Annotated in this window: 8 protein-coding genes and 2 tRNA genes; 8 read left to right on the plus strand and 2 right to left on the minus strand. The window is 41.1% G+C overall.

Annotated features, from left to right (window positions below):
• Window positions 1-115: 115 nt before the first annotated feature.
• Both dsbD and cutA read right to left on the minus strand, forming a co-directional pair.
• Window positions 116-2,068, minus strand: coding sequence for a protein-disulfide reductase DsbD (gene dsbD / locus C8R11_RS10735; protein ID WP_107795692.1), 1,953 nt, complete (start codon window positions 2,066-2,068; stop codon window positions 116-118).
• 25 nt (window positions 2,069-2,093) lie between these two features.
• Complete coding sequence (gene cutA / locus C8R11_RS10740) at window positions 2,094-2,411, minus strand: divalent-cation tolerance protein CutA (RefSeq protein ID WP_107795693.1); 318 nt, start codon at window positions 2,409-2,411, stop codon at window positions 2,094-2,096.
• Between the two features lie 193 nt (window positions 2,412-2,604).
• Between cutA and C8R11_RS10745 the strand changes: the two genes are divergently transcribed.
• The 8 genes from C8R11_RS10745 to rpsT all read left to right on the plus strand — a co-directional run bounded on the left by C8R11_RS10745 (window position 2,605) and on the right by rpsT (window position 9,906).
• Window positions 2,605-2,802, plus strand: a complete 198-nt coding sequence (locus C8R11_RS10745; protein ID WP_090698330.1) for a hypothetical protein — start codon at window positions 2,605-2,607, stop codon at window positions 2,800-2,802.
• Between the two features lie 57 nt (window positions 2,803-2,859).
• A complete protein-coding gene (glpK, locus tag C8R11_RS10750) occupies window positions 2,860-4,365 on the plus strand; it encodes a glycerol kinase GlpK (protein ID WP_107795694.1) in 1,506 nt (501 codons plus the stop codon).
• 173 nt (window positions 4,366-4,538) lie between these two features.
• Window positions 4,539-7,430, plus strand: coding sequence for an ATP-binding protein (locus C8R11_RS10755; protein ID WP_244907634.1), 2,892 nt, complete (start codon window positions 4,539-4,541; stop codon window positions 7,428-7,430).
• Between the two features lies 1 nt (window position 7,431).
• Entirely contained in the window at window positions 7,432-8,091 is a 660-nt protein-coding gene (locus tag C8R11_RS10760; RefSeq protein ID WP_107795695.1) for a response regulator transcription factor, read from the plus strand.
• A gap of 266 nt (window positions 8,092-8,357) precedes the next feature.
• Window positions 8,358-8,828, plus strand: coding sequence for a hypothetical protein (locus C8R11_RS10765; RefSeq protein WP_107795696.1), 471 nt, complete (start codon window positions 8,358-8,360; stop codon window positions 8,826-8,828).
• 218 nt (window positions 8,829-9,046) lie between these two features.
• Window positions 9,047-9,121, plus strand: a tRNA-Gly gene (locus tag C8R11_RS10770).
• 67 nt (window positions 9,122-9,188) lie between these two features.
• Window positions 9,189-9,262: transfer RNA gene (locus tag C8R11_RS10775), tRNA-Cys, on the plus strand.
• Window positions 9,263-9,642: 380 nt separating this feature from the next.
• Complete coding sequence (gene rpsT, locus C8R11_RS10780; protein WP_090698323.1) at window positions 9,643-9,906, plus strand: 30S ribosomal protein S20; 264 nt, start codon at window positions 9,643-9,645, stop codon at window positions 9,904-9,906.
• The last annotated feature ends 325 nt before the right edge of the window (window positions 9,907-10,231 follow it).

Below are 10,231 nucleotides of genomic sequence, written 5' to 3' on the forward strand. Positions count from 1 at the left end.
TCAAATACAATAAAATACAATCAGTGCGTATATTTTCGTTTATGGTTTTCTATTTCCATTCATGCCAGGATTTTTCCGGCATGATGAGTGTGGAGTTTGATTTGAAAATAGTATATTAGGTCAGCACCGCATTTAAAACAGTCAGAAAATCATTTTTATTTAGAAAGCCGATAACCCGGACATCTGATATTTCATGGCCTTGACGATCAATAAATAAAATGCCGGGCGGCCCGAAGAGATTAAACCGTTTTAGTAGGGCGGCGTCATCCGCTGTACCATGCGTGACATCAACCTGAAGAAGAACAACGTTTTTCAGCTTGGCTTTCACTTTGTCATTAGAAAGCGTGAAGCGTTCCATTTCCTTGCAGGAAATACACCAGTCGGCGTAAAAATCCACCATAACATATTGATTGTTGTTTTTGGCTTGGTTAATATGCGCCTCCAACTCGGCAATGGTCTTAACCCGCTGAAAAGGAATATGACCATTTGAATTATGGTCCATTTCTCCACCGCGCATGGTATCTGAAGAAACGATATTGAACTTGGACAAAGGTTGCAGCACATCGCGACTGCCCGATAAAACCCCGACTAATAATGCCACACCGACCAGCAAAGCGATAACCCCCACACCTTTGAGAAACTTTCTAAAGCCAGTAGCACGTTCCGGCAAGGGGTCTATTGCATGCAGGTAAATGGCCGAGATAATGAGTAATGCCGCCCATAACAACATATGTACGACTTCATTGACAACCGGAGAGATCAGCCAGATTGCGACAGCCAATAGCAGCACGCCAAAGAACTGCTTGATTGACTCCATCCACGGTCCGGCTTTAGGTAATAAAGCGCCGGCAGAAGCGCCAAGCAATAATAACGGCACACCCATGCCCAATGCCATCACAAAGAGTGCTGAACCGCCCAGCACAATATCTTTTGTTTGGCTGATATAAAGTAGTGCACCAGCAAGTGGGGCTGCTACGCAGGGGCCGATAATCAGTGCCGACAAAGCACCCATGCCAAAGACGCTGGTTAAATGACCGCCTCGAAAATGTCCGGCTTCAGATGAAAGTTTACTTTGAATGCTGCCTGGTATTTGCAATTCATAGAAACCAAACATTGAAAAAGAGAGTAATATAAAAATGAATGCAAATGTACCCAGAACCCAGGCATTCTGCAGTGCAGCAGACAGCATTGTGCCTGACAGCCCTGCGATAACGCCGGCAATGGCATAGGTAATTGCCATGCCCAGTACATAAGCCAATGCCAGAACAAAGCCCTGGCTTTTGGTTAATTGAGTGCCTTTTCTGGCGATAATGCCGGATAAAATGGGAAACATCGGGAAAACACAAGGTGTAAAAGCGAGCAGTAAGCCAATGCCAAAAAATCCACTCAGAATCAGCCAGAAATTACCGGTTTCAAACATACGGTCTATTTTATAGGCCTCGGTCTCTATAACAGGCGCACGTGTCGATGACGCCGGTGGCATTTGAAAAAGTTCATTTGCGGAATCATAAGGCGCCGCTGCTACTTGCCCACTGACAGCATTCGCAACAGCATCAATCGCCTGCATCGCGGGTAATGTCAGATCAAAATCTTTTTTGATCGGTGCATAACAGACACCAATTGGCTCATTACAACCCTGGTAGGTTGCGGCGAGTGTCAGCGGCTGTTCATTGGTTGCTGCTTCCCGTTTTAACGAAATAATTGCCTGGAAAGGTTCGTAATAGACTTCGACATATCCGAAAGTCAGATCTTCTTTCATTTTACCTTGGGGTAACGTCACTTTCTCAATAAAAGTCTCAGTTTCCTGTGGTTCAAATGCAATTTTGTCGCGATATAAATAATAGTCTTTCGCAGGGATGAATTTGGCAATCAGAGTTTTCGCATCGCGAACTTCCAACGATATCTTGAATGCTTCATCAGGTGGCAGTAATTCCTGTGTATTCTTTGAACCTAGATTGATACCAAGTTCCTGTAATTTATTGAATAAACTGAAGGAACCACTTTCTTGAGCAAGCGCATTGGTGCTTGTCAGTGAAAAAAACAGTAATAAAATTGGAAATAAACGCATGTAATTATGGCTTTATCAGCTTTTTTTATGAAGTTTCAGTATTTATCCATTGCAAATAAGCGGGTAACCCACCGATTACAGGGACAATAATTACTTCGGGTAGTTCATAAGGATGCATGATATTGATGAGTTCTTCTACCCGATTATAATGTTTTTTTTGGGTTTTAATGAAAACCGGAAATTCTTCAGAGGACTCCATTGTATTCTGCCATCGATAAAAGGATGTACATGCACTCAAAATGTTGACACAAGCCGCTTGGCGTTCATCAATTAATGTTTGCGCAAATGCAGCTGCGCTTTTCTTATCCGGAAAATTGGTAATGACTATAATCACTTCTGACATAATAAAAGCTCACTACAAGGTATTTTAATCTTGTTTCCGCTTATTTTAACCCGGCTAATTATACTATTGTGCTTCGAATGAATAGAAATTAAGATTTTATCAAATTAGCGTTTGTGCGAAACTGGACTTATTGCACAGAATAAAGCAGTAAGTCAAAATTTAACGAAACAGCGAAACTAAGGAATTATATGCTATGAAACGTTTCTTTTTATTGATCCAGATACTTGCAATATTGACGCCCGTTACGGTTTTTTTTGGCTATATTATTATGGATGAGGGCGATCAGTTTACAGCTGAACATTATATGATAACGGGCTTAAGTACTCTTCCATTTTGCTTGGCGTTGCTTGTCAAATACCTGATGTCGGATATCGATAAAAAACCAGATTGATAACACAACTTTTTAGCAGTTGGCCGCTTACATTTCCTATTGCAATCATCAAAACACATGAATTTAACGCATAACAGAGCGTTGCTTGCCATTGATCAGGGAACAACCAGCACGCGTGCCATTTTGTTTTCAGTTACAGGTAAAATACTATCAAGCAAGCAAAAAGAAAGTAATTTGTATTATCCTCATAAAGGCTGGGTGGAGCAACGACCGGATGATCTTTGGCATGATACTTTATCGGTCAGTCGTGCTGTCATTGCTGATGCACAGTTAAGTGGCATCCAAGTCGCGGGTATTGGTATTACAAACCAACGTGAAACTACCTTGATCTGGGATCGAAATACTGGAGAACCTGTTTATAATGCAATTGTCTGGCAAGATCGCAGAACAGTAGATCATTGTGCAAAGCTGAAAGATTCAGGCCATGAAAAAAGCATTATAGAGAAAACAGGGTTGATTATTGATCCTTATTTTTCGGCGACTAAAATTGCGTGGATACTGGACAATATTGAAGGGTCGAGGGCGCGCGCTGAAAAAGGGGACCTGGTATTCGGCACGATAGATACATTTTTGCTGTGGAAACTGACGAAAGGCACGGTGCATGCAACCGATGTGACCAATGCATCCAGGACCATGCTGTTTAACATTTCTACCCTACAATGGGACGAAGACTTGCTTAACATTTTCAATATTCCTGTCACCTTGTTGCCGGAGGTTAAAGAAAATGTTGCTTTTTTTGGTGAAACAAAAGTGGATTTACTTGGTGCAGCTTATGTAATCGGTGGCATGGCAGGGGATCAGCATGCTGCAATGATAGGCCAGGGTTGCTTGGAACCAGGAATGATCAAAGCCACTTATGGTACTGGTTGTTTTGCGTTGATGAATGCAGGTTCGGATTTCAAAATTTCAAAACACAAGTTATTGACAACGATAGGTTATCGTATTGGCAATAATGCCTGTTACGCACTGGAAGGTTCTATTTTCTCGGCAGGTGCTGCAATTCAGTGGCTGCGCGACAATCTCGGGTTGTTGGTGGATGCATCACAAAGTGAGGCGATAGCGCTGTCTGTAACTGATAGTAATGAAGTTTATTTTGTGCCGGCTTTTACCGGGTTGGGTGCACCATACTGGAAACCGAATGCACGTGGCGCTATTATGGGAATTAGCCGTGAGAGTAACGGCGCTCATATTGTTCGTGCTGCCTTGGAAGCGCAGGGATACCAAAGCCGGGATCTGATCAATGTCATGGAGGCTGAATGCGGAAATATGAATCTTACAGAGATACTGCGCATTGACGGTGGCTTGACAGGCAATGCATTTGTGTGCCAGTTTCTGGCAGATATGCTGGATAAAACTGTTGAAATCCCCGCGGTTATGGAAAGTACGGCCTGGGGTGCAGCAGCACTGGCGGGATTGCAATGCGGGCTTTTAACTGATCTGGAAGAAATTTCCAAAAACTGGGTATGCGCCCATCGTTTCCAGCCACAGATATCCAAAAATAAAAGACGGACACTTTATGACGGTTGGAAAAAAGCTGTTAACTGTGTTTTAGCCAATTGCTGAAAATGGCTATTGTGGCAGGTGTTGCAACCAAATTGGTTTTCAAGAGTCTTTCAATCGTTATTTGTTGCGAATATACGTGCCATGCATTTTTTGAACAGTTGCTTTAAAAGCGCAATTTGTTCAAATTCAATGACTGAAACAACAAGAAAACTGCCAGAACAAGGAATACAGATTTGTTTCTAACACCTGATAATCACAAAATCATCATTATTGGTGGCTTATTATTAATGGGACTCACCTTGATTACGGGTGTGGCAGTTTATAGTGTGATGCATCAACAGATTGCATCATCACTAGGGAGAGGATTGGCCGTGGCGCTGCAAGGGAAAGGACATTTGCTCGAGAGCCAGATAGAAAAAGGTTTGTCTGACACGCACGCCTTGGCTATGCGTCCTTTTATGATCCAGTCTATACAGCAGTTGAATGTTCAACCGTACAGTAACAGAGCGCTCAGTGACTTGGAACGCAATGTCCATTCACTCACCCAAACAGGCTTTTCAGCGGCGATTGTCTACGACAAAAAGGGTAACAAATTGTCCGCAGCAGGCCAATTTTCGGAAAATCAATCTCAGTCGTTATGGTTGAATAAGAAAAGCGATACTTTCTTAATCTGGGATGAAGAATTTATCCTGCACACCAGTAAAGCAGTATTTGACCAAGATGGACAGCGTATCGGCAGCATTACAACTGAAAGCACCTTGCCTCAACTGACGCGCAGTTTTAATGAAATCAGAACAATTGGTGAAACCGGGACGTTTATGTTGTGTGCGCCGCCCAATGACATTAGTCAGAAAATGGCATGCCTGATAAGCCAGGTTGATGGTGTTAAATTCAAATACTTGAAGCGCGTGGTTGAAGGAGGTGTGTTGCCGATGGATCAAGCGCTCAATGGCAAGAGTGGTGTTATTGCTGTTAAAGATTACCGGCAAATTCAGGTTATCGAGGCTTATGCACCACTTGATGCTACCGGAATGGGCATGATTCTAAAGCTGGACGAAGCAGAATTATTAAGACCGGTAGCTGAAGAATTAAAAATTATCATTTTGTATCTTGCTGGACTGATAATTGCTGAAATACTGTTGTTGAACTGGTTCATACGAAAACTGATAAATTCTGAAAGAGAAGCGCAAAACGCTAAAGAAAAAGCAGAACAGTATTCTGTTGAATTGGGTCTTAAGGAATCAGAACTGCGCGAGCGTCTGAAGGAAATTACCTGCCTTCATGAAATACGGCGTAGTATAGGAATAGAATTGTCGGTAGAGAATGTCTGCAATCAAATCTTCAATTACCTTATTCCGGCAATGCAATATCCCGAAAGTGCTTCTGTCGTGATAGAAATAGATGGAAAAATACTTACTTCCAAGAGCTTTAATCATGAGCCAGTCCGTGATCCGACACATAAATTGAAATCTAACATTGAAGTAAACGGTAATGTATGTGGACAACTCAGTGTACTTTATCCTGTAAACAAACCTTTTTTGATACTGGAAGAACAAAGATTGATTGACGCCATTACCAGCGATCTGGCTAGATGGCTCGAACGTAAACAGGTTGATGAACTATTGCATATACGGCTTAAGGAAATTACCTGTCTATATGAAATTCGCCGGAATATGGGTTTGGAGTTATCGGTTGATGAAGTTTGTCAGAATATCTTTGGGTATCTGATACCAGCATTGCAATTTCCTGAGATCGCTATTGTTACAATTGAATTAAACGGTAAACAATTCACTTCCCCGAAATATTATCAGTATTCTGCAAACCAGATTTTTTCCGAGATTAATCGTAAGAGCAAAGTATGTTTTGATTGCTATAAACAAGGGGACATCATTGGGTCGGTTATACGATCCAATATTAGTATTAATGACAAGATTTGCGGTTCTTTAACCGTGAGCTATCCCGAGGACCAGCCGTTTCTGATACTGGAAGAAAAAAGGCTCATTGGTGCCATAACCGTTGATTTTTCGAGATGGCTTGAACGTAAGCAGGTTGACGAGGCGCTGCGCGAGCGTCTGAAGGAAATTACCTGTCTTTATGGCATCCGACGCGGCATGGGGCTGGAATTATCAATAGACAATGTATGTCAAAATATTTTTGAAAATCTGATACCGGCCGTGCAGTTTCCTGAAATTGCAAGTGCTGTAATCGAGATAAACGACTGGCGATTTACATCTGGGGAATATGTCGAAGGCCGACTTGTTTCTCCGTTCAAATCAAAGAAAAATATCACTCACGAGATTCGGGGCCCCTGGCGCACAGATCGTGATTCTGCATGTACTTGTTACGTTGAGATCAACGTTAACGGGAAGACCTGTGGTCAATTACGTGTATTCTACCCTGAAGACAAACCGTATCTGGTGCCTGAAGAACAGAAACTGGTTAATGCTATTGCCAGTGATCTGGAAAGCTGGCTTGAACGTAAACGCTTGGAACAAACACTCGTTTTTGTAGCTGAAGAACAAGCGCATACGATTGGACAGGAGTTGCATGATAACCTTGGACAGCAGATTGCCGCTATAGGCTATCAGGCAAGAGCCCTGGAGAAAAAAATAGCTGCCTCTGGAAATCAGGATATGGCAACAGTCGCAGCTTCCATTGCGGCGCAAGTACAAACTGCTGTAATACAAATCAAACAACTTGCACAAGGATTGCTTCCATTTGAGCTGGAGGCGAATGGCTTGATAGCGGCATTAGAAAAACTAGCAACAAGAATTGCAACGACTTATTCGATAACTTGTGATTTTTTATGTGATAATGAGATCAAAATCAACGATAAAAATATTGCACTTAATATATATCGCATTGCGCAAGAAGCTGCCAACAATGCAATACGGCATGGCGGTGCGCAACATTTGTCTCTATCCCTAAAAATTAAGGGAAAAAACCTGTTTTTATCGATATGCGATGATGGTTGCGGTTTTGCTGTCGAAACAAAACACGGAGAAACGCAAGGAATGGGTATCAAAATTATGCAGTATCGTGCCAAGCAATTGGGAGCAAAGCTGAAATTTCTTTCGCCTGCTGAAGGTGGTGCGCAAGTCTGTTTAGAAATGCGAATGGTTTAATATGTCTGAATCAAAGGCGCAAATCATGTTGGTGGATGATCATCCTATGATGCGGCAGGGGATGGCAATGCTCATCAACTTGGAGCCTGATATGGAAGTAATTGCAGAGGCTGGTGATGGTGAAGAAGCATTGGCTTTGCTCAAGAAAAAAAATCACATTGATATTGTTTTGCTGGATGTAACACTTAAAACAATTTCCGGTTTCGAGGTAATCAAAACCATACATGTTTATAATCCTGAATTGCCTGTACTTTTTGTTTCCATGCACGATGAAGCAATTTATGCAGAACGTGCATTGCGTGCCGGAGCGCGCGGCTATGTCATGAAGCAAGAACCAGGAGAAGTGTTGGTGTCTGCGATTCGTACAGTCTTACAGGGTAATGTTTATTTAAGTGAAAAAATGCATGTAAAATTGCTCAACCGAATTGTGACCGGTGCTTCGGAGCCAGAGCCATTGATCAATAGCCTTACCCCTAGTGAATTTGAAGTATTACATTTAATCGGATCAGGTCACAGCAGCCAGGAAATTGCTGATCTGTTAAAACGTAGCATTAAAACGATAGAGACCCATCGCTTTAATATACGTACCAAATTAAATTTGAGAGATAGTGCCGATCTGATTCGTTTTGCCACACGCTGGATTTCGGAGGAGCAACAGTAAAATGCGTACACCATACCCATGCCACTTTTATACAAATTAAGTTTGAAATTTGTTCGTAGTTTATTCCATAACAGACCGACCGACTTTTAAGCACACATTCCCGTCATATTTTGCAATTCACATATAGATAAAGTTAATCAGGCACTGGCTTTTGTCGCACCAGCTAATGGTTTTACCTAGCATAAAACAATAGTTTCCCTAATATTCAGATAGTTCTAGCTTGGCTACTATATGCATGTGTTCTGAATTAATTGGAGATATTTTTTATGAAAACAGAAACAGGAAGATATTTTTTGGCCTTTTCCATGATTGTTCTGCTTGCTGCTTGTGCACCTATGACGAAGCTTACATCTGTGCAAGAAGGTGAAATAAAATTTGCTACTCAAAACAGTAAGAAAGATTTAAATCACACAGTACTGGCAAAAAATCATGAAAAATTAGCCAAAGAAATGCGGGTTAAAGCGCAAGAACAAAAAGAGATACTTAAAAACAAGCCCAGTACCAGTTATTTAGGTAGAAATGGACAACGTATAAAAAAACGTGTTGCGCGCAGAATCTACAATTATGAAAAAGCTGTAGAAGTTAATCTAGCTAAAGCCGCTCATCATAAAAGAATTGCTCAGGAACAGGTAAATCAGAAGATGTTTACAAAACCTGACAATGCTCCTGATCAGATAGATAAAGCAAAATTTAAATTAAATAATTCGTCTTCAACCGAAACAACTGAAAAGTTATGAGTAAATCACCGGCTTAAGCCGGTGATTTTTGGATTCGTGAAAATTCTTTCCAAATATCATCTATAACTTTGTCACTACCACTTTGTAACATAATTAGCACGCACATTAAATAAAACGAAAGCGCCACGTCTTGACAAAAAGAACAAGATCTCTATAATGCACCGCTTGTCTTTTGGACGTTTACTTTTCCGTAAAGGAAACTTCTGATTGTACTTATTGCGGGAATAGCTCAGTGGTAGAGCACAACCTTGCCAAGGTTGGGGTCGCGAGTTCGAGCCTCGTTTCCCGCTCCATGTTTTTAAGAATGAAGATTTTTATTTCGCGTTTTCAATTAATATTTGTGTTCTAGAATATTACAATGGCGGGGTGGCAGAGTGGTTATGCAGCGGCCTGCAAAGCCGTCTACGCCGGTTCGATTCCGACCCCCGCCTCCACAGCATGAATCGTACACATCTTGACGCATCGGATTAAGAAACAGATCGCTAACGTGACAGTGGATCGGATTGATACTGCAACGCTAAGACTGATAGTTTTTAACAACTCGTTAAAAACAACCCTCCTGGTAACAAAAATCCCCTCATCATTTTTTTGTACACTTATGTCAAGTGATCGAATGAAATTTGATAAGCAATTAAACCAAAATACAAAAAATTGCTTTCATTTCTATTAAAAAGTAAAATTGACCGGTTTTAAATAATTTTTGTAATTTTGTAAATAAATCACTATATCGATTTCTTCCTATTTAGAATGTAGCAAGATAGTAAGCAGGAAGAAAAGAAAACACGTTAAATTGTAAAGGAGTTAAGAATTTTTTATGGCAAATAGTCCTCAAGCAAGAAAAAGAGCAAGACAGGCAGTTAAGCGGCGTGAGCATAATATCAGTTTGCGTTCAAAGCTTCGTACAGCTATCAAACATGTCAGAAAAGCTATAGAAACGGGCGATAAAAGTGGGGCTCAAACTATTTTTAATCAAACTGTCAGTACGGTGGATTCCATTGCTGATAAAGGCATTATTCACAAGAATAAGGCTGCGAGACAAAAAAGTCGTTTATCAGCAGCCATAAAAGCTATGGCCTGATTTAAGTAATAAAGAAAAAATGCATTTGACATCCGCGCATTTGAACATTCTTATACCGTCATATCTGCTATCACAATGCATCCTCTCTTACAATTTAATTAGATTTGTTATTCGAATTGTTTGATGATTTATGTAAAAGATTTATGTAAAAAAAACAACTGCAGTGGAGTAAATAAGCCAGCAGGGTAGTGATAAAACTGCTTGACAGTGAAGAGTTGACTGAGTAGTCTTGCCGAGCGGAAGTAAAGAAGAAGAGAGGTGCTGCAAATCTTGCTTTGTACTTGAATGCACAGAGTTTACGCGGGGAGTTGAGAGGATAGCGCGT

It is taken from the genome of Nitrosomonas aestuarii, assembly GCF_003046585.1.
GTDB classification, from domain to species: Bacteria; Pseudomonadota; Gammaproteobacteria; order Burkholderiales; family Nitrosomonadaceae; genus Nitrosomonas; species Nitrosomonas aestuarii.